The organism is Flavobacterium sp. W20_MBD1_R3 (assembly GCF_052119725.1).
GTDB lineage: Bacteria > Bacteroidota > Bacteroidia > Flavobacteriales > Flavobacteriaceae > Flavobacterium.
Map to the genome: position 1 here is coordinate 1 of NZ_JBGQOR010000020.1, position 20,073 is coordinate 20,073.

Annotated in this window: 19 protein-coding genes, 1 tRNA gene and 1 pseudogene; 15 read left to right on the forward strand and 6 right to left on the reverse strand. The window is 36.1% G+C overall.

Going from position 1 to position 20,073, the window contains the following annotated elements; all coding sequences use genetic code 11:
* Positions 1–425 (reverse strand): tyrosine-type recombinase/integrase (locus ACEN2F_RS14355; protein WP_441740447.1); only part of this gene is annotated, 425 nt, incomplete at its 3' end.
* A gap of 360 nt (positions 426–785) precedes the next feature.
* Between ACEN2F_RS14355 and ACEN2F_RS14360 the strand changes: the two genes are divergently transcribed.
* The gene (locus ACEN2F_RS14360; RefSeq protein WP_441740449.1) at positions 786–1,568 is read left to right on the forward strand and encodes a hypothetical protein; all 783 of its coding nucleotides are present in this window, start codon (positions 786–788) and stop codon (positions 1,566–1,568) included.
* A gap of 228 nt (positions 1,569–1,796) precedes the next feature.
* Here the strand turns inward: ACEN2F_RS14360 and ACEN2F_RS14365 are convergent.
* A pseudogene (locus ACEN2F_RS14365) lies at positions 1,797–2,178 on the reverse strand (transposase); the annotation flags it as partial.
* 334 nt (positions 2,179–2,512) lie between these two features.
* Between ACEN2F_RS14365 and ACEN2F_RS14370 the strand changes: the two are divergent.
* From ACEN2F_RS14370 to dnaB, 9 genes are all read left to right on the forward strand, one after another.
* A complete protein-coding gene (locus ACEN2F_RS14370) occupies positions 2,513–3,973 on the forward strand; it encodes a M28 family peptidase (RefSeq protein WP_441740451.1) in 1,461 nt (486 codons plus the stop codon).
* Between the two features lie 5 nt (positions 3,974–3,978).
* The gene (locus ACEN2F_RS14375; RefSeq protein WP_441740453.1) at positions 3,979–5,145 is read left to right on the forward strand and encodes an ATP-grasp domain-containing protein; all 1,167 of its coding nucleotides are present in this window, start codon (positions 3,979–3,981) and stop codon (positions 5,143–5,145) included.
* Between the two features lie 238 nt (positions 5,146–5,383).
* Positions 5,384–6,406, forward strand: a complete 1,023-nt coding sequence (mnmH, locus tag ACEN2F_RS14380; RefSeq protein ID WP_441740455.1) for a tRNA 2-selenouridine(34) synthase MnmH — start codon at positions 5,384–5,386, stop codon at positions 6,404–6,406.
* Positions 6,407–6,411: 5 nt separating this feature from the next.
* Positions 6,412–7,446 (forward strand): selenide, water dikinase SelD, encoded by a 1,035-nt coding sequence (selD, locus tag ACEN2F_RS14385; RefSeq protein ID WP_441740457.1) that lies wholly within the window; start codon positions 6,412–6,414, stop codon positions 7,444–7,446.
* A 695-nt stretch (positions 7,447–8,141) separates the two neighbouring features.
* Positions 8,142–9,272: a tRNA guanosine(34) transglycosylase Tgt gene (gene tgt, locus ACEN2F_RS14390; RefSeq protein ID WP_441740459.1), complete on the forward strand. Its 1,131-nt coding sequence runs from the start codon at positions 8,142–8,144 to the stop codon at positions 9,270–9,272.
* Positions 9,273–9,338: 66 nt separating this feature from the next.
* Positions 9,339–10,427, forward strand: a complete 1,089-nt coding sequence (locus ACEN2F_RS14395) for an LptF/LptG family permease (RefSeq protein ID WP_441740460.1) — start codon at positions 9,339–9,341, stop codon at positions 10,425–10,427.
* Positions 10,414–11,301, forward strand: coding sequence for a DMT family transporter (locus ACEN2F_RS14400; RefSeq protein ID WP_441740462.1), 888 nt, complete (start codon positions 10,414–10,416; stop codon positions 11,299–11,301). The genes ACEN2F_RS14395 and ACEN2F_RS14400 overlap by 14 nt, the downstream gene beginning before the upstream one ends.
* Before the next feature lie 115 nt (positions 11,302–11,416).
* Positions 11,417–12,370, forward strand: a complete 954-nt coding sequence (locus ACEN2F_RS14405) for an acetyl-CoA carboxylase carboxyltransferase subunit alpha (protein WP_441740464.1) — start codon at positions 11,417–11,419, stop codon at positions 12,368–12,370.
* A gap of 140 nt (positions 12,371–12,510) precedes the next feature.
* The gene (gene dnaB / locus ACEN2F_RS14410) at positions 12,511–14,055 is read left to right on the forward strand and encodes a replicative DNA helicase (protein ID WP_441740466.1); all 1,545 of its coding nucleotides are present in this window, start codon (positions 12,511–12,513) and stop codon (positions 14,053–14,055) included.
* Positions 14,056–14,261: 206 nt separating this feature from the next.
* Here the strand turns inward: dnaB and ACEN2F_RS14415 are convergent, their stop codons facing one another.
* Positions 14,262–14,585 (reverse strand): hypothetical protein, encoded by a 324-nt coding sequence (locus ACEN2F_RS14415; protein ID WP_441740468.1) that lies wholly within the window; start codon positions 14,583–14,585, stop codon positions 14,262–14,264.
* An 85-nt stretch (positions 14,586–14,670) separates the two neighbouring features.
* Entirely contained in the window at positions 14,671–15,258 is a 588-nt protein-coding gene (locus ACEN2F_RS14420; RefSeq protein WP_441740470.1) for a Crp/Fnr family transcriptional regulator, read from the reverse strand.
* A 148-nt stretch (positions 15,259–15,406) separates the two neighbouring features.
* Here ACEN2F_RS14420 and ACEN2F_RS14425 point away from each other — a divergent pair, with 148 nt between their 5' ends.
* Both ACEN2F_RS14425 and ACEN2F_RS14430 read left to right on the forward strand, forming a co-directional pair.
* The gene (locus tag ACEN2F_RS14425) at positions 15,407–16,258 is read left to right on the forward strand and encodes a transketolase (protein ID WP_441740472.1); all 852 of its coding nucleotides are present in this window, start codon (positions 15,407–15,409) and stop codon (positions 16,256–16,258) included.
* Between the two features lie 61 nt (positions 16,259–16,319).
* On the forward strand, positions 16,320–17,273 hold the full coding sequence (locus ACEN2F_RS14430; protein WP_441740474.1) for a transketolase family protein: 954 nt from the start codon (positions 16,320–16,322) through the stop codon (positions 17,271–17,273).
* A 70-nt stretch (positions 17,274–17,343) separates the two neighbouring features.
* Here ACEN2F_RS14430 and ACEN2F_RS14435 read toward each other — a convergent pair whose 3' ends face one another.
* Positions 17,344–18,324 carry an FKBP-type peptidyl-prolyl cis-trans isomerase gene (locus ACEN2F_RS14435; protein ID WP_441740476.1) on the reverse strand — a complete coding sequence of 327 codons (981 nt, stop codon included), beginning with the start codon at positions 18,322–18,324 and terminating at the stop codon, positions 17,344–17,346.
* 80 nt (positions 18,325–18,404) lie between these two features.
* On the opposite strand from ACEN2F_RS14435, the gene ACEN2F_RS14440 reads away from it, so the two are divergent.
* Together ACEN2F_RS14440 and ACEN2F_RS14445 are read left to right on the forward strand one after the other, a co-directional pair.
* The gene (locus ACEN2F_RS14440; protein ID WP_126455727.1) at positions 18,405–18,794 is read left to right on the forward strand and encodes an RNA-binding S4 domain-containing protein; all 390 of its coding nucleotides are present in this window, start codon (positions 18,405–18,407) and stop codon (positions 18,792–18,794) included.
* 65 nt (positions 18,795–18,859) lie between these two features.
* Positions 18,860–19,360 (forward strand): phosphoribosyltransferase family protein, encoded by a 501-nt coding sequence (locus tag ACEN2F_RS14445; RefSeq protein ID WP_441740478.1) that lies wholly within the window; start codon positions 18,860–18,862, stop codon positions 19,358–19,360.
* Here ACEN2F_RS14445 and ACEN2F_RS14450 read toward each other — a convergent pair.
* Positions 19,352–19,870 carry a shikimate kinase gene (locus ACEN2F_RS14450; RefSeq protein ID WP_441740480.1) on the reverse strand — a complete coding sequence of 173 codons (519 nt, stop codon included), beginning with the start codon at positions 19,868–19,870 and terminating at the stop codon, positions 19,352–19,354. The genes ACEN2F_RS14445 and ACEN2F_RS14450 overlap by 9 nt on opposite strands.
* 127 nt (positions 19,871–19,997) lie before the next feature.
* On the opposite strand from ACEN2F_RS14450, the gene ACEN2F_RS14455 reads away from it, so the two are divergent.
* Positions 19,998–20,070 (forward strand) — tRNA-Lys (locus ACEN2F_RS14455).
* Positions 20,071–20,073: the final 3 nt, after the last annotated feature.

The window sequence follows — 20,073 nt, forward strand, 5'->3', positions numbered from 1 at the left end:
TGAACCACTTTGAGTTGTTTTCGGTCAAAATCTAGATCTTGCAATCGTACACTTCGGGCTTCCATACAGCGAAGTCCGTAACCATAGAGCAAACCGATAAGAATTTTGTGTTTAAGTAGTTTGGCACCTTGAAGCATCGCCCAAACTTCCTCTTTGCTCAAAACAACAGGGAGTTTCTTCTCGTGCTTTATAGAGGGCAACTTTAGAAACTCATACGGCAATCCTTCGGATTTAAGTAAAAACCGAAGTCCATAAACGCAGTGTTTAAAATACGTTTGAGAAGGTGTTTTGGACTTTTTTTGTTGGTAAAATAAGTAGTCCTGTACTTGTTCCGCGTCTAATTCGGTGGGGATTTTTCCGAAATACAGCGAAATTGCCGCTACATGGCGCGAATAATTATTGAATGTGCTTTGGCTTCTGCCCAAGACTGAAACTGTTCGCTCAAATCGATTTAAAAGTTCCTCGAAACCCGGAACTTCCCGTTTGGCTTGGTTCAGGATTTTGTTTTCTCTTAACGCATCAGGGTGCTTTTTTTTGTAGTCATACTATTCTATTTTAGTTATCTTCGTAAGATAATCAAATTCTACAATGGTGCTACCGAAGGTTTAGTTCAACACACGCTACAAGCAATTTGGGTATTAGGCTTAATTTGAAATTGGTCTTGTAATTGGAAGATTTGGCAAATCCGAAGAATGGGCTTAATTTAGTCCCAAACCCACTGTAGTATCAAGACGTTAGCGGATATTTTGGAAAAAAAATCGTAAATAAAAAAAATCAGATATTTAATGAAAATAAAAACATTAATAAGAATTTCTATTTTTACGTTTATATCTATATTTTCAATAGGTTGCAAACAACTAAATAATGAGCCGAATGTGGAAAAAGCAATTTCCGATTTGACTAATAATTTTCCGCAATTCAGAAAAGGTAAATCAAAGCAAATAGAATATTATAAACTCGTCAGAAGTGTTACTTATGGAGAAAATGAATTTAAACTTCAACTCCGTTCTGAACCAGACAGTCTGAATGACCCACAAAAAATATTAGTTTTAATTAACTCAAAAAATCAATGTTACGCTATTCCATTTTTATCAAATACATATAGAGATTATTGGGGTTTTAAAAATGAAAAAACAATTCCAAACGTAAAAAAGACTAAAACTAATTTCAATCAAGAATTTATTCAGGCTTTGAATACATTAAAATTAAATGACACATTAGGAATAGGTCGTAAAGTAATTTCTGAAATGATGTTTTCTTTATTAAATTGTACAACTGTAACAGAAAAAGATAGTACAGAAGTGCTGAATGGTTATTCAAATGAAAATCAAGACCTTGAAAACGAATTGTTTGACCCTATAACAAGAATAAGATTTAGAAAAAATTATCAAGAATTATCAAAAGATTGGCATAAATATGAATGTTGTCCAGATTATAATTCTTACTATGACACCAAAAATTATAGAATTTATCAAATTATAAATAATGAAGGCTTCTATAATAAACCATTAAAATTAGTAATAAAATGTTATAGACAAAATGCTGTCTTTAACCATATCACACTATAAAAATAAAAAAACATCCCCAACAGCTAGGGATTCGTTGCGTGCGCAGCACAAACAATGAAACCTGGGTTGAACGGAACCGATTGTACGTCCATTAACACTATGGAGTTGTCGTAAAGATTTTAGAGAGAATTACAAGAGGCAAGCGAGCCTCTTTTTTTTGGAGTGTTTTCTGCTTAGTTTTTTTCGTGTTTTCCATCACTTTGGTACACAAGTTCCCTTACCCATAATTTAGCTTTTACAGGAACTTGAACTTTGGCCACCGCCAAGATACCAAGCAGGCGGACCACGCTGGTCAAAGACTGCTATTCGGTGTAAATTTCCTGTTTTACAACACGGACATTTAGGTAAAAAAGGACTTCTTTTCTACTTTTTCTAAAACTTTTACCTTACGTTTTTCCTGTAAAAATTTCAGCTTTTGTCGCTTCCAAGTGCTACTCAAAAAATCGTAGTGTCGGATCTTGACACCCGAGCCCAAAGGGCGAACTGACTAAGTAAAACGTTTAGGCAAAATAGGCAACGCAAAACACCTGATAAATTCCTTATGGGTCAGTATCATTTGCTTTTTCATATCCACTACTCGGTAATCCTTGTAATCGAAAGTCACGTTTTGCTGGTTGGACTACATTAATGTCACTCATAAACGGTTAAGAAACGAGACTACAAAATAAAGTCATAAATAGAATCGCTATGCCACACATTTTTTAGTAAACGAAACTGATTTGCGAGATATTTAGGAATTATTAGAGCGTAATAGTAGTAAAACTCACAGCCATCGAAGTACCAAAAGCATTCAGCAAATAAAAAGTCATTTTGATGATTTGTAATAAAAGATTATCTATACATTTGGAAAGACTGTATTATTGATTAGCGATTACAGAGAACCTACCAATAATTATAGATCCTTTACGATATAAAGCTTATCCATTTTTTTTAAAATAAATCTTATGAAATCCAAACAAATTCTTCTTTTAATATTATTTATTTCCACTTCGCTTTTTGCGCAAAGCACAGCGCCGCAATTAGATAAAATCAAGCAGCAAAATCTAAAAGATGATTTATATGAGCTGGCGGGTGACGCCTTTCGGGGAAGACGAGGAGGAGAACTTGGCGAAATGAGAGCTTCTGTTTGGGTGGCTCAAAAGGCCCGTGAAGCCGGCCTTAAACCTGCAGGCGAAGATGGAACCTACTTTCAGTTCTTTAATCTCAAACGCAGTCGCGTGGCTAATAGTAGCACTGTTAGTGTAAATGGTAAAGCACTAGATCTTTGGAAAGAGATTTGGCCAACTAATTTGGTTGACACTAAACTAGAAGGCTCTGTGGTTTGGTTGGACAAAATGCCGGATAATACTATCGATCTGAAAGGGAAAATTGTAGCTCTGAATATTATGCCTCCTACTCCCAATATTCCAAGCTGGGTGAGCCTCTGGCAATATCGTTATACCGCTTCTGCGATGAGTCGGCAGGGAAAAGAACTCCTCAGCCGTGGCGTTACTGCTATCATTTTTGTTGCTGATGATACTGTAGAATCACTTATTTCATTTACGGGCTTTCATTATCAAGAAGGAAGTTATGGAATTGAAGGTGGCGAATCCTCTACTGCAGCTACGGTACCAATTATCTTGGCAAGTAAAAAGTTACAGAATGTATTTTCTAAACAAGGCGCTTATTTAAAAACTAACTTGAAGGTAGAGAATTTTGACTATCCTTCTGTTAATGTTGTTGCTAAGGTTGATGGAACTGATCCTAAACTGAAAGAGGAATATGTGTTATTCAGCGGTCACCAGGACCATGACGGAGTAGGACCTGCTGTTAACGGTGATCCTATCTGGAACGGTGCTGATGATAATGCATCCGTTACGGTAGCAATGCTTGCAATAGGGAATGCATGGAGTACACAACCTGCTAAGCGATCGGCTTTATTTGTTTGGCACGGATCTGAGGAAAGGGGTTTATTGGGTTCTCGCTATTTTGTTAGCCATCCCACCGTTGAACTGTCTTCCATAGTTGCTGTTTTAAATGGCGATATGATAGGACGCAATGCACCTGATTCCGCAGCGCTATTAGGCGCAACAGAACCGCATCTTAATTCGTCTGAACTAGTAGCTATCACCTTAGCTGCTAATAAAAGTATTGCCAACTTCAAAGTAGATACTTCTTGGGATGCTGCAGATCACCCTGAAAATTGGTACTACCGAAGCGATCATCTTCCTTATGCTCAAGCTAATGTACCAGCACTATTTTTCACCACCTTATTGCACCCTGACTACCACACCCCTTTTGATAGCCCAGATAAAATTGATTATCTAAAACTGACTAAGATGACAAAGTGGATCTATGAAACCGGATGGAGAGTTGCTCAAAGTGCCAAACGTCCTGCTTTAACAATTGAATTAAAAAATAAGTAACCACTATGTTCTTAATAGACAAGCCCTTTGTTTCCGATTTTCTTATCCAAACAATAAAAGACAATAATTATAAAATAATTGCAACCAAAGTAGCCAAAGAATTGGTGAAAGATGATTCTTTGGCATGGATAGCCGAAGAGGAAGCACTCGCTTTACTAAAAAACAATCCAGAAATTTCTCTTTATAGCAATTCAGAGAACGCATTAGCCTGGATCGATCAATACTATGGAGAAAGTGAATTATCAAGTCAATTACACGTTTTAAAAAATAAAGTAAAGTTTAGAGAACTTATAAAAGAGTTATTTCCCGACTTTTATTTCAAGCAAATAAGTATTCAAGAAATCCAACGATTATCCGACGATGAAATTCGGTTCCCTTTTGTGATTAAACCTGCTGTTGGTTTCTTTAGTATAGGAGTTCATATCGTAGAAAATGAGAAAGACTGGATAAAAGCTAAAAGTGAGTTACAACCTGATAAACTTAAAAGTATCTTTCCTGAAAATGTACTAAACACTAGTACTTTTATTATTGAAGAATTTATTCGTGGAGAAGAATATGCCATCGATTATTATTACGACAATAATGGAGATGCTGTTTTGTTAAACGTTTTACATCACTTCTTCTCCTCCGGAACAGATACAAGTGATCGCGTTTATTCAACATCCAAAGCAATCATTGAAAAGTATAAAATTGATCTTGAATATTTTTTAAGTAAAATTGGTAAAGAGTTACATTTAAAAAATTTCCCGGCTCACGCAGAAGTCCGCATAGATGAAAATGGGAAAATAATCCCTATCGAAATAAACCCATTACGATTTGGTGGATTTTGTACTACGGCTGACCTTATGGGAGTAACTTTAGGATTTAATGAATACAAATGCTTTTGTGAAAACAAAAAACCAGACTGGGATGCTATATTCAAAGGAAAAGAAAATAAAATATTTAGTGTCATTATTTTGGATAACAATTCGGGAATAATCCCTTCGGATATTTTAGAATTTAACTATTTAGATCTTGCTAAAGATTTTGAAAAACCGGTATTAATTAGAGAATTAGATATAAATAAATATCCTGTATTTGGATTTGCTTTTATTGAAACTGCTGCCAGTAATAAAAAGGAACTAAATGATATTCTGACCTCTGATTTACGAAAATATATCGTGTCAAAATAAGATGAATTTTAACGCTTTTACTTTGGGCTTTAAACTTTAATTCCTAATTAGCGTCACAAGCACTTCTTTGCTAGTAAAACGATTATTTATCCTGATTCGGATTCACTTTTGTTTCCTGTGAAACTTTAGCTTCCGTTTCTTCTGATACTCCTCCTAAAGATAAAAGGGGTACTCCCATAAAAATTGAAGCTTACCGCCTATAATATGTGTACCTTTGAAAGATTACATAAACCTTGTTATGAAACAAATCATTTCCGTAGCCTTCTACTTTCAAAATTTAGAGCATATCCCACTTATTGATGTGAGGTCACCCGGAGAGTTTGCTAAAGGGCATATTCCAAATGCTACTAATCTTGAGCTATTTACTGATGAAGAACGAGCAGTAGTGGGCACTGCTTATAAACAAGAATCAAAAGAACGAGCCATTGAAATTGGGTTTGAATATGTAAAACCTAAACTGAATGATTTTATAACTAAAGCTGTCGCAATTGCACCTAGCAAAGAGATTGCTATACATTGTTGGCGTGGAGGGATGCGAAGTAATGCTTTTGCGGATCATCTTATCGAGAATGGCTTTGAAAAGGTTTATGTCATTGAAAAAGGGTACAAAGCTTTCCGAAATTATGTACTACAATTTTTTGAGCAACCCTTTGATCTTAAAATTCTAGGCGGATATACTGGTACTGGTAAAACGGAGATACTACATTCTTTAAAAAAGAAAGGACAACAAGTAATTGATTTAGAAGGATTGGCCAATCATAGAGGTTCGGCTTTTGGCGGGATAGATCTTCCACCACAACCAACAACAGAGCAATTTGAAAACAATCTATTTTCGATAGTTAAGCACTTAAATCAGGAGCTACCCATCTGGGTTGAAGACGAAAGTAGGTTGATTGGTACTATTTCTATTCCAGATTCATTTTATAATAAAATGAAAGAAATGCCTGTGTATTTTTTAGACGTTCCTTTAGAGGAAAGAACAAAACATCTTGTTACCACTTACGCAAGTCTCAGCCATGACAAATTAGCAGATGCTATTAGTCGAATCACTAAAAGGCTTGGATACGATAATGCCAAATTTGCTCAGGAAGAGCTTGAAAAGAGGAATTATGATAAAGTAGTAGAAATTACCCTTTTGTATTATGATAAATACTATTTAAAGGGATTACAAAAACGTGAAAATTCTGGAATTCTAGAATTTAAAACCCCAACCGTCAATCCTGAGGAAACGGCCGGTTTTTTAATAAACTTACTCAAATAAAGAAAATGAACAAAGGTATAAAACTGACAAGTTTTAGTCACGGTGCAGGTTGCGGATGCAAATTATCACCAAAAGTCTTAACTACAATATTAGAATCTAACAGCCCAAAAATGGCAGACAGCCGTCTCTTAGTAGGAAACGACACCAGAGATGATGCTGCAGTGTACGATATGGGAAATGGAACAGGAATTATAAGTACTACTGATTTTTTCTTGCCCATCGTAGATGACCCTTTTACTTTTGGAAGGATTGCAGCTACTAATGCTTTAAGCGATGTATATGCTATGGGTGGAAAACCATTAATGGCGATTGCAATACTGGGATGGCCCATTGATAAATTAGCCCCTGAAGTGGCTGCTCAAGTAATGGAAGGCGGCAGAAAGGCCTGCGCTGATGCAGGAATAATAATTGCTGGTGGTCATAGTATTGATAATCCAGAACCTATTTTTGGACTAGCAGTTACAGGGTCAGTTGTAATCTCTAACTTAAAACGCAATGATAAAGCAGAATCAGGAAGTATACTTTATCTAACTAAACCTTTAGGTGTGGGAATTTTAGCTACTGCACAAAAGAAAGGCCTTTTAGAAGACGAACACAAAGACATTGCTGCTAATTCGATGATTATTTTAAATGATGTTGGATTAGAGCTATCAGAAATGGAAGAAGTAACCGCCTTAACTGATGTAACTGGATTTGGACTCATGGGCCATTTACTTGAAGTTTGTGAAGGAAGCAATGTGTCTGCTATTGTTAATTATAACAAAGTGCCTGTTTTCAACGAGATTCATGACTACATAGATAAAAAGTGCGTCCCTGGTGGTACACTAAGAAACTGGGATAGCTATGGTCACAAACTTAACATTGAAGATGAAAAGCAAAGACACATCTTATGTGATCCACAAACTAGTGGCGGACTATTGATTGCTGTCAAAAAAGAGGCTGCCCAAAAAGTGGAATCAATTCTAAAAAGTAAGGGGCTTTATGCCGAACCAATAGGCGAACTAATAGAAAAATCAGAATCACTTGTCTATATCAAATAAAAGTAAAAAAGAAGCATAAAGATACAATCTGGTAAAGATTTTACCGTCTTGCAGTCTAAAAAGCTGAATCAAACTTTTGGTTTGGGCAAAAACTGATTAATTTGAAACCTACATCAAATAAATATTTTTCTAAAATAAAATTGAAAAGCGCCTCGAAAGCGATTGGGATGACCACTAAAGTTCAACTACTTTTTATGTAGGAAACTAGATAATTTAAAAAATTAATTACCGTCTAAAAACGACTTTAATCAATAAATTATATGGGATTCCCTTTCGCCAGAGCTGCGTATCTTGCGTGAGGGATTACCTCCCTTTTTGATGTTTTTTATAGGAGTTCAGTGAACTTCGTTAGCAACGGAAATCCTTTTATGAAGCGCAGCGGAATAAAAAAACGCAACGCATAGCCCCATTTTTAGGGCACGCCAAATAAAATACACTACAGGGCAATTGTGTTTTTGAGTGTTATACTATATAATTTCCGTGTTAAAAGCATTTGAATTTTAGGTGGACGGAAGCTGCTTTTTTCTTTGAGGAGATGACAAACATTTTTTTGATGTAGGTTTCAAATTATCCTATCTTTGCCGGCCGAACAATCGGGTGAATTACGTTGCTGTGTGCTGCGCTTTGATAAATGTTTGATAAAACTACTTTTATTTGCGCATTGCATCTGACCGAAAAAACAATAAAAATACTAGATGAAGTTTGATTTATTAAAAAAAGATCCGCTGTCTAAAGCCAGAGCGGGAACTATTACTACTGATCACGGAGTGATTGAAACTCCAATTTTTATGCCTGTGGGCACCGTAGCTTCGGTAAAAGGAGTGCATCAACGGGAATTGAAAGAAGACATTAATCCGGATATTATTCTGGGAAATACCTACCACTTATATTTGCGTCCTCAAACAGAAATCCTCGAGAAAGCTGGTGGTTTGCATAAATTCATGAACTGGGACCGTAATATTTTGACAGATTCCGGTGGCTACCAAGTGTACTCCCTTTCGGCCAATAGAAAAATTAAGGAAGAAGGCGTGAAATTCAAATCGCATATTGATGGTTCGTACCACTTTTTTACACCTGAAAATGTGATGGAAATTCAGCGCACCATTGGTGCCGATATTATCATGGCTTTTGATGAGTGTACGCCATATCCGTGTGATTACAATTACGCAAAACGCTCGATGAAAATGACGCATCGCTGGTTAGATCGTTGTATCAATCATTTAGACACGCAGCCATTTAAATACGGCTACGAACAAAACTTTTTTCCTATTGTTCAGGGAAGTTGTTATAAGGACTTGCGCCAACAATCAGCGGAATATATAGCCAATAGCAACCAACAAGGGAATGCGATTGGCGGACTTTCAGTAGGGGAACCTGCCGAAGAAATGTACGCGATGACTGAAATAGTTTGCGAAATTCTACCCGAGGACAAACCTCGCTACTTGATGGGTGTGGGAACTCCGATAAATATTTTGGAAAATATAGCCCTTGGAATTGACATGTTTGATTGTGTGATGCCTACGCGGAATGCCAGAAATGGAATGCTGTTTACGGCAAATGGTACCATAAACATTAAAAATAAAAAGTGGGAAGCTGATTTTTCTCCTATTGACGAAATGGCAATCACATTTGTGGATACCGAGTACACGAAAGCGTATTTGCGCCACCTATTTGCAGCCAATGAATACCTAGGAAAACAAATTGCTACGATACACAATCTTGGTTTTTATATGTGGTTGGTTCGTGAAGCCAGAAAACATATCTTAGCGGGCGATTTCAAACCTTGGAAAGAGATGATGGTGAAAAATATGAACCAGCGATTGTAAATTAGGTTATGGGTAATCGGTTTTAGTAACCAAAACCCAAAATCTAACACCTAATACCCCAAAAATATGTTAACAATAATAGACAAATACATCCTAAAAAGATATTTAGCCACATTTGCGGTGATGCTGTTGTTGTTTATCCCTATTGGAATTGTTGTTGATGTATCCGAGAAGATCAATAAAATGTTGGAAAATAAAGTTCCTTTTATGGAGATTGCACTTTATTACTACAACTTTACCGTTTATTTTGCCAATTCCCTTTTTCCGATATTTTTGTTTTTATCGGTGATTTGGTTCACGTCAAAACTAGCAAATGATACAGAGATTATTGCCATTTTAAGTTCTGGAATTTCTTTTACACGCTTTTTACGACCGTATCTTATTGGTGCAGCAATTGTCTCTGTATTTGTGTTGCTAATGGGATTTTTTGTAGTCCCGGCAGCCAGTGAGGGCTTTAATAACTTCAGGTACACGTACCTGAAAGGCGGTGGTAAAGAGGCGATGCGCGGTGACAATACCGATGTATATCGCCAGATTAGTGATGACGAATTTATTTATGTAAATAGTTTTAATACGGAGTCTAAAACAGCTTTTAATTTTTCACTGGAAAAATTTAAAAATGAAAAACTCGTTCACAAAATTACGGCTAGCAGAATCAAATGGAATCCAAAAGACAGCACCTATACCATGTTTGATTACACAAAAAGAACGGTGGGAGTTTTGAATGATAACATTGAGAAACTACCCCAAAAGGAAGCTGTTTTTACATTTGATTTAGAAGATTTGACCCCGGTTGTCTATATCGCAGAAACCCTGAGTTTAGGAAAATTAAATACTTTTATTGCTAAAGAAAAAGAACGCGGCTCCTCTAATATTAACATCTATTTAGTGGTTTTATATAAAAAATACAGTGTACCAATATCTGCCTTTATTTTAACCATTATCGCGGTAGCCGTTTCTTCTATGAAACGACGCGGTGGAATGGGAACCAATCTGGCCATAGGAATTGCATTGGCTTTTGCCTTTGTATTTTTTGATAAAATTTTTGGTGTTCTTGCTGAAAAATCGAGTGTTCCTCCCCTACTGGCGGTTTGGTTGCCCAATATCGCTTTTGGAATTTTAGCCATTTATTTATTACGAAATGCAAAACGATAATTTAAAAAGTTACTTGAACCTCCATTTAATTGTTTTTATTTGGGGTTTTACCGCTATTTTAGGCGCTTTAATTACCATAACAGCAGATGCTCTGGTGTGGTACCGCATGTTTTTTGCCGGTATCTTTTTAGCTTTTTTTCTCATGTTCAAGAAAAAATCATTCCGGATTCCGCTAAAATCATTTTTTAAATTAATTTTTGTCGGTTTGTTGATTGCCTTGCATTGGATTTTATTTTTCAAGGCAATTCATGTTTCTAACGTATCCATAACCCTTTCTATTTTTTCGCTGGGTGCATTTTTCGCATCACTTTTAGAACCACTGTTCTATAATCGAAAAATATTATGGTACGAAGTCTTTTTTGGACTCATTATTATTGCGGGACTAGCATTAATTATAAAGGTCGAAATCAATTATCTCGACGGAATGCTATACGCCTTAGCATCTATTATATTAGGCGTTTTATTTACATTAATGAACGGGAAACTGATTGTAGATCACGATCCTTCCGTAATCTCTTTTTATGAGTTTCTGGCCGGTGTTGGTTTCATTTCTATTTATTATGTATTCCAAGGAAAATTCACCTTGGACTTTTTCATATTGACGGCTAATAATTGGATTTTAATTCTATTATTAGCCTCTATTTGCACTGCCTATGCATTCACGGCTTCAGTCAAAGTAATGCAGAAATTAACGCCGTATACCGTAATGCTGACTACTAATCTGGAACCGGTTTACGGAATAATATTAGCGTATTTCATCCTTGGCGGAAAAGAAAAAATGAGTTTTGAATTTTACATAGGCGCACTGATAATCGTGATCACAGTAATCTTGAATGGTGCTATTAAACACTATCAAAAAGGCAAAATTAAATAAGAAATTCTCACTTTAGAGAAGCAATCTTTTACACATAAATAGAATATTTACCTTTTCGAACGATTTAAAATTTTATATTTGCGGTTCGAAATAAAAACAAAAACGCAAAAATCCTATGGAATATTTAGATTTTGAGCTTCCAATAAAAGAACTAGAAGAACAGTTAGAAAAATGTCTCGTTATTGGTGAGGAATCAGATGTTGATGTAACAAATACTTGCAAACAAATAAACAAAAAACTAGAAGAGACCAAAAGAAAAATCTATAAAAATTTGACTGCTTGGCAACGCGTTCAACTTTCCAGACATCCAAGCCGTCCATACACTATGGATCATGTTCGCGCTTTATGTGGTGATACTTTTCTAGAACTCTTTGGCGACAGAGGTTTTAAAGATGATAAAGCCATGATTGGTGGTTTAGGAAAAATTGACGGACAATCTTTTATGATTGTGGGCCAACAAAAAGGATTTAATACTAAAACACGTCAGTTCCGTAATTTTGGAATGGCCAATCCCGAAGGATATAGAAAAGCATTGCGTTTGATGAAAATGGCAGAGAAATTTGGCATTCCTGTGCTGACTTTGATCGATACTCCCGGAGCTTATCCTGGATTAGAAGCCGAAGAACGCGGACAAGGAGAAGCGATTGCCAGAAACATATTTGAAATGATTCGCTTAAAAGTGCCTATTATCACTGTTATCGTTGGTGAAGGAGCTTCTGGTGGCGCATTAGGAATAGGGGTTGGTGATAAAGTTTATATGATGGAAAACACTTGGTATTCCGTTATTTCTCCTGAATCCTGCTCTTCTATTTTATGGAAAAGCTGGGAATACAAAGAACAAGCTGCTGAAGCTTTGAAATTGACTTCCTCTGACATGAAAAGACAAAAATTAGTAGATGATATCATCCCGGAACCATTAGGCGGAGCACACTACGACAGAGCTACGGCTTTTAAAACAGTAGAGCAATATATCATGAAAGGTTTTAAAGAATTAAAAGACTTATCAACAGATCAATTAGTTGCCCAAAGGATGGATAAATACTGTAAAATGGGTGAATATAAAGAGTAATATCTTACAAATTACTAATCAATCCGAAACGGCGCCGTTTCGGATTTTTTTTGGGTTATAAACAAAAAATAGTTAGTTATGAACAATTATTTGTAACAACTCAACGACTATTTTTTTTTAATTTTTGTTACTTTCGCTCCATGGAAAACTTCAGAAATATAAATCCTGTTAAGGTTGATAAAACTACTATAATAAGCCTTGAAAAAGGAAAATTGCAACCTCAAGTTCTCGATTTAGAAGAGGCTGTGCTGGGTGCCATGATGATTGATAAAAAAGGAGTTGATGATGTAATTGATATTTTACAACCCGATGCTTTTTATAAAGAAGCACACAAACACATATTTGAAGCGATCGTCCAACTGTTTACAGAAACACAGCCTATTGACTTATTAACTGTTTCTGCCCAACTGAAAAAAAATGCCAAATTAGATTTGGCAGGTGGTGATTTTTACTTAATTCAGCTCACGCAAAAGATATCCTCTTCTGCACACATTGAATTTCACTCCAGAATCATACTTCAAAAATTTATTCAACGCAGTTTGATTCGGATTTCAACTGAAATCATTGAAGATTCTTACGATGAAACAGCTGATGTTTTTGATTTATTAGACAAAGCTGAAACTAAATTATACGAAATAACACAAGGAAACATTAAACGAAGTTCGGAGACGGCACAGAGTTTAGTGTTGCAGGCCAAAAAACGAATTGAAGAAATTGCCGGTCAAGAAGGCTTGAGTGGTGTTGCTACTGGTTTTGACAAGTTAGACAAGATTACTTCCGGTTGGCAACCTAGTGATTTAATTATTATTGCTGCAAGACCTGCAATGGGTAAGACAGCATTTGTATTGTCAATGGCCCGCAATATGGCTATTGATTACGGAATGCCGGTAGCGTTGTTTTCACTGGAGATGGCATCGGTACAATTAATAACCCGTTTGATTTCTTCAGAAACAGGTTTGTCTTCAGAAAAATTACGTACGGGAAAATTGGAAAAACACGAATGGGAACAGTTGAGTACCAAGGTTAAAAATTTAGAAAAAGCACCATTATTTATTGATGACACCCCGTCTCTATCGATTTTTGATTTAAGAGCAAAAGCCAGACGTTTAGTTTCGCAACACGGAATTCGAATTATCATTGTTGATTACTTGCAATTGATGACGGCAGGTGGAAACGGCAAAGGTGGCGGAAATAGAGAGCAGGAAATTTCAACAATTTCCCGAAACTTGAAAGCGTTAGCCAAAGAATTAAACGTTCCCGTTATTGCACTTTCGCAATTGTCGCGTGCGGTAGAAACCCGTGGATCCAGCAAAAGACCTTTGCTTTCTGACCTTCGGGAATCAGGAGCAATTGAGCAAGATGCCGATATTGTCTCTTTTTTATACCGTCCTGAGTATTACAAAATTGACGAATGGGATGATGACGAAGCTTCACCAACAGCGGGTCAGGCAGAAATTATGATTGCGAAACACCGTAACGGTAGTATCGAAAATGTACGTTTGAAGTTTATAGGACATCTTGGAAAATTTGACAATTTGGAGGATTACAGTGCCGGATATGATGATTTGCCATCGAGTATGAATCAGGATGACAACCCTTTTGTAGCTAAAAATTTACCTTCGGCCAATGACGCTTTTGGAAGCAATTTGAATGATCCGGATGATGACAGCGATGTTCCTTTTTAGCAAATATATCTAATCAACATGCGTGATACCTACTTTGATGTAAAACAGCAAACAAAAAAACAACATCTATAAATTCACAAAAAGCTCGCAATTGCCCTTTGTTCGTACTATTTTGTCGTCAGTGTTATAGTTATATTCCCTTCATTATTAGAACGCCTTTGAGTCATTGCAGCCTGCACCAGTCGGTTTTTTTAAAATAAAAAGGGTTAATGAGTACGGTTAAAACTAGCGTTCTGAAGTATAAATTTACCAGTAGCCACTTTTTTAATTTTTTCAAGAAGAGTAACATTTGTTGCAGCATTATTTGAAAGCATAATAATATCTACTTCCCAACTTGCATTGGTTGGACAAATCATCATCTCAACAATAGCCTTTGGGTTCTTTGAAATAATTTCGGTGTAAACCTCCAAAAGTTTAGCTGCATTTTGATCAAACAGCAAAACGGAATTCGTTTTGGCTATCTGTTTGGCTACAAAAATACTTTTGGTTTCTGAAACTCCTAGAATCATAAATGTCGTTCTGTTTGACATTGACTTTTATCTATGTCCCTAAGGTAAGGCTGTATTGCAAAAGTTTTCGTTGATATAAACAAGAAATTCTGTTAATCTACATCAATTATAAAGTACCTCTATTGTTAATTTGCTTTCGAACCCGACTCAATGTTTCCGGTTTTAGACCAAGGTAAGAGGCAATCATGTGTTGTGGAACCCGCTTGACGATTCCGGGATAAGCATTTCCTAATTTGGTATATTTTTCTTCGGCCGTCTCTGTTAAAGCCGAATTTATTCTGGCTTGATTGGCGATATAGGCATTTTGTAGTAATATGCGTTGGTACCTTTCGAACATAGGTATTTTATCCATCAACGCGTCTCTCGCCACTGTTGTCAACAAAAGCAATTCAGAGTCCTCAAGCGCTTCAATAGTGTAAATGGAGTTGCTATTGGTGAGAAAACTGGACAAATCAGTGATCCACCAGCCTTCAATAGCGAATTGTACGATGTGTTCATTTCCTTTTTCATCTATGGAAAAAGAGCGAAGAATTCCTTTTTCAACAAAGGTATTGTAAATACAAATATCTCCTTGCTGTAACAGGGTTTGTTTTTTGCGCAACTTTTTAGGAATAAAAAAAGTTTTACACAACTCCATCTCTTCCTGAGTCAGTATCACTTTTTCCTGAATACTTTTGAATAATTGTTGAAACATGGTTGCAAGATACTAAATAATCAAGAATTCTTAAAAATAGTATTGGCACTAAAAAGCAATCCTTAATAACTATTGATAAATCTAAAAACGGAAGTCTGGTTAAATCAAAATATCTGATTACCTTTGCACAGTCTAATTTAATACACAAATGAAACTGAACACACAACAATTAAGCGATTTAACAATCCAAGTCAGAAGAGATATTCTTAGAATGGTACACGCTGTCAACTCAGGACACCCCGGTGGTTCTCTAGGTTGTACTGAATTCCTAGTCACTTTATATCAAAATATAATGGAACGTAAAGAAGGTTTTGATATCGACGGTATTGGAGAAGATATTTTCTTTCTTTCAAACGGACATATCTCACCTGTATTCTACAGCGTTTTAGCACGAAGCGGTTATTTTCCAGTAGCCGAATTAGCTAGTTTCCGTTTGATCAATTCAAGGTTACAAGGACACCCAACTACCCATGACGGATTACCGGGAGTGCGTATCGCATCTGGTTCTCTGGGACAGGGATTGTCAGTAGGGATTGGTGCTGCTCAAGCAAAAAAATTGAATGGTGACAACCATATTATTTATACATTGCACGGTGATGGTGAATTACAAGAAGGTCAAAACTGGGAAGCAATCATGTATGCTTCTGCAAAAAAAGTGGACAACCTAATTGCTACAATCGATTTAAACGGAAAGCAAATTGATGGAACAACTGATGAGGTTTTACCAATGGGAAGTATCCGAGCTAAATTTGAAGCTTTTGATTGGGATGTTCTAGAAATTGAAAAGGGAAACGATATTGAAGCTATTATTGCCGGACTGAATGATGCCAAATCAAGAACTGGAAAAGGAAAACCGGTTTGTGTATTGTTGCATACTGAAATGGGTAATGGTGTAGATTTTATGATGTATAGTCATGCTTGGCACGGTAAAGCGCCAAATGATGCACAACTTGAAATTGCTTTAGGTCAAAACTATACTGAAGGAGAAAGCGACTACTAGAAAGTGTTCAGAGCTCAGTAATAAGTGTTCAGTAGAATACTGCTAAAATCTAAATTAGAAAATGAAAAAATATACAAATACAGGAAGTAAAGATACTCGCTCAGGTTTTGGAGCGGGAATGACTGAATTAGGTCAAAAAAATGAGAATGTTGTAGCACTTTGTGCGGATTTAATTGGTTCCTTGAAATTTGATGATTTCAAGAAAAATCACCCAGAACGTTTTTTCCAAATTGGAATTGCAGAAGCTAACATGATCGGAATAGCTGCCGGTTTAACTATTGGAGGAAAAATTCCTTTCACAGGAACTTTTGCTAACTTTTCTACAGGAAGAGTGTACGATCAAATTCGTCAATCAGTTGCGTATTCAGAGAAAAATGTAAAAATATGTGCTTCACACGCCGGATTAACTTTAGGGGAAGACGGAGCAACGCACCAAATCCTGGAAGATATTGGTTTAATGAAAATGTTACCGGGAATGACGGTAATCAATACCTGTGATTACAACCAGACAAAAGCAGCCACATTGGCAATTGCAGATCACCATGGCCCAGTTTACTTGCGTTTTGGTCGTCCGGTTGTGCCTAACTTTATGCCCGCTGACGAGCCTTTCGAAATTGGAAAAGCAATTGTTTTAAGTGAAGGTACCGATGTAACTATTGTTGCTACAGGACATTTAGTTTGGGAAGCTCTCATAGCAGCTGAAGCATTAGAAGCAAAAGGAATTTCAGCTGAAGTAATCAACATTCACACAATCAAACCATTGGATGAAGAAGCTATTTTGAAATCATTAGAAAAAACAAAATGTATTGTAACGGCTGAAGAACACAATATTTTAGGTGGCCTTGGCGAAAGCATTTCTAGAGTTTTAGCCTTGAACAGTCCTTTACCACAAGAATTTGTAGCGGTAAATGACAGCTTTGGAGAATCTGGAACACCAGAACAATTAATGAATAAATATAAATTGAACAACCAAGCAATTGTTGAAGCGGTTGAAAGAGTTATGAGAAGAAAATAATACCTTCCTTTTATTTATACCAAAAAAAAATCCAGTTCACTTGAACTGGATTTTTTTTGATTTGTATGTTTTAATTACATTTTACTAAATGTCTTTTGATTCTTGCAGGATTAGTAGTATTTCCGTCACAGCTCGGGATAGATTCAAAAGGAATTAAATCACCATCAGCATCTGTAATTTCCGTTCTGGTACTCACACCATCTCCATCATCATCGGTATCTAAAAAGTTTGGAATTCCATCACCATCCGTATCATCGGGGTTCACCACTCCTGTCGCTAAAACGCGCATGTAACCGTCTCCATCAAGATCTTCTTGAAAATTTAAGATTCCGTCACCATCTGAATCCAACCTGTTAATTTCGTATAATTTAAAACTAAAAACCAGAGGTGCATAAGACGGAATAGATCCACTACCTGAATTATAGTACCCTAATCCAGATGGAACAAACATCACTCCTGCTCCAAAATCTTCATAGGTAACTGTACCATCCGTATTAGAGGAATATGTCCCTGTCTTGAATTGTGGAAAAATTTCTCCCCATCCTACTATTGTAGTAAGCAAACTAAAGAATTGTTGTGGATTTTTTACCACCTCAAACTGAGTAGTAGAAAGTGTTGTAACTTCCGAAACCGTTGCACGGGATAAGTAATCTCCTTGGTAAGAAGCCAATACTGCATCCGCATTAGTAGGAGATTCGCCCGCTCCTTCTCTAAGAACTAAGTAATACAACTTATAAGTTATATCATGAAGACTAACGTCTCTGCTTAAAAGTTTAGGAAACGTGCTGCTATTTAAGTAAGAATAAACAGAAGGTTGAGTTCCGCCTGTTTCAATTTTTGTAAAAGTAACATCCTGATCATCTGGAAAACCAGCATGATCAACCACAGTGATATAATAATTTTTTAAATATTCTTCAATATCTGTTAAATCAGTAGCATATTGCACTGCGAAATCTCTAGGTGGTTGAATTTCAGCAGCCTCATCCTTTGAACATGAAAATAAAGAGATAGTTGTAATTAATAGAATAAAATAATACTTAAATTTGTTCATTATAGCTAATTTTTTTAAGTGCGCAAGATACAATATTGATTGATTTTTGTAAACAATTTAACTCCTATTTTAGAAAATTTATGAGAATAGATAAATATTTATGGTGTGTACGGTATTATAAAACCCGAAATATGGTAACAGAGGCCTGCAAAAAGAATCATGTAACCGTTAATGGCCTTGTTGCCAAGCCTTCAAAGGAAGTTTTCGCTACTGACAAAATCACGTTTCGAAAAGACCAAATTACCCAAATCATCACGGTATTAGATATCCCGGAAAATCGTGTCGGAGCTAAACTGGTTGACATTTACAGACGAAACGATACTCCTGCAGAAGCCTATCAACATCTTGAACTCTTGAAATTATCCAAAGAACATTATCGCAAAAATGGAACTGGACGACCTACTAAAAAAGACCGAAGAGATATTGATGAATTTGGCAATGAAATAATTACAGACGAAGATGAAGCCTAAATCTTAGTCTTTTACTAGACCACAAGAGCCGCACAACACTAACCGTTATACCAGATACTAAAACAATGAGCAAAAATATCATCTTAACAAATCAGGAAATTGAGCACAAAATAAAAAGAATTGCATACCAAATTTATGAAACTTTCGTAGACGAAGAGGAAATAGTCATTGCGGGAATTGCCAGTAATGGTTTCATTTTCGCAAAAAAAATAGCCTCCGTACTGGAAACTATTTCCCCTATTAAAGTTTCACTTTGCGAAGTGCAGATCAACAAACAAAATCCTCAATTACCCATTCACACTTCGTTATCAAAAGAACAGTATACTGATAAAGGATTGGTTCTTGTAGATGATGTATTAAACTCCGGAACAACACTCATCTATGCCGTAAGACACTTTATAGGTGTCCCTTTGAAAAAATTCAAAACCGCGGTACTTGTAGACAGAAATCACAAAAAATACCCTGTAAAAGCAGATTTTAAAGGCATCTCCCTTTCTACTTCGTTATTAGAGCATGTACAAGTTGTTTTCGATGAAAACGACACTAATTATGCGTATTTAAGCTAAGAGATCTGCAATTTCAGTAGCAGTCTGATCTATTGTTTTGTCATCAACCACAACTTTGTATTGCGCTTGGTTGTAATAAAAACTTCTTTCGAAGAGGTGCATTGCTATAAACTCTTTCATCTCTTCAGGATTTTTATCGGCAATCAGCGGACGCTTACTTGCATTAAAAGCTAATCTGTTAAACAACGTTTCAATAGAAGCCTTTAGATAAATAGAAACAACATTGTCTCCATTTAACAATTCATGATTATTAGCATAACAAGGAGTTCCTCCACCTAAACCTATAATAAAAGACTCGGGAGCATTTAACAATTCGATAAAAACATCGTGTTCTAATTTTCTGAAATAAATTTCTCCATGCTTTTCAAAAATAGCATTTATGGACAAATTCATCTTTTCTACTATCATTTCATCCAAGTCTACAAAAGGAATTTGGATAACTTTAGACAACTTATTTGCAATTGTGGACTTCCCACAACCCATATAACCTAATAAAATAATTTTTTTCATCTGAATAAAACCTTACAAATTAAGGTGTTGAGTATTTTTGTTTAAAAAAGACAAATTTATAATAAAATTGCTTGGAAAACTCCAAAATAAGTCCTTATATTTGCACCCGCATTCAAGGGAAGAAAATGACTCGATAGCTCAGTTGGTAGAGCACATCACTTTTAATGATGGGGTCCTGGGTTCGAGCCCCAGTCGGGTCACAA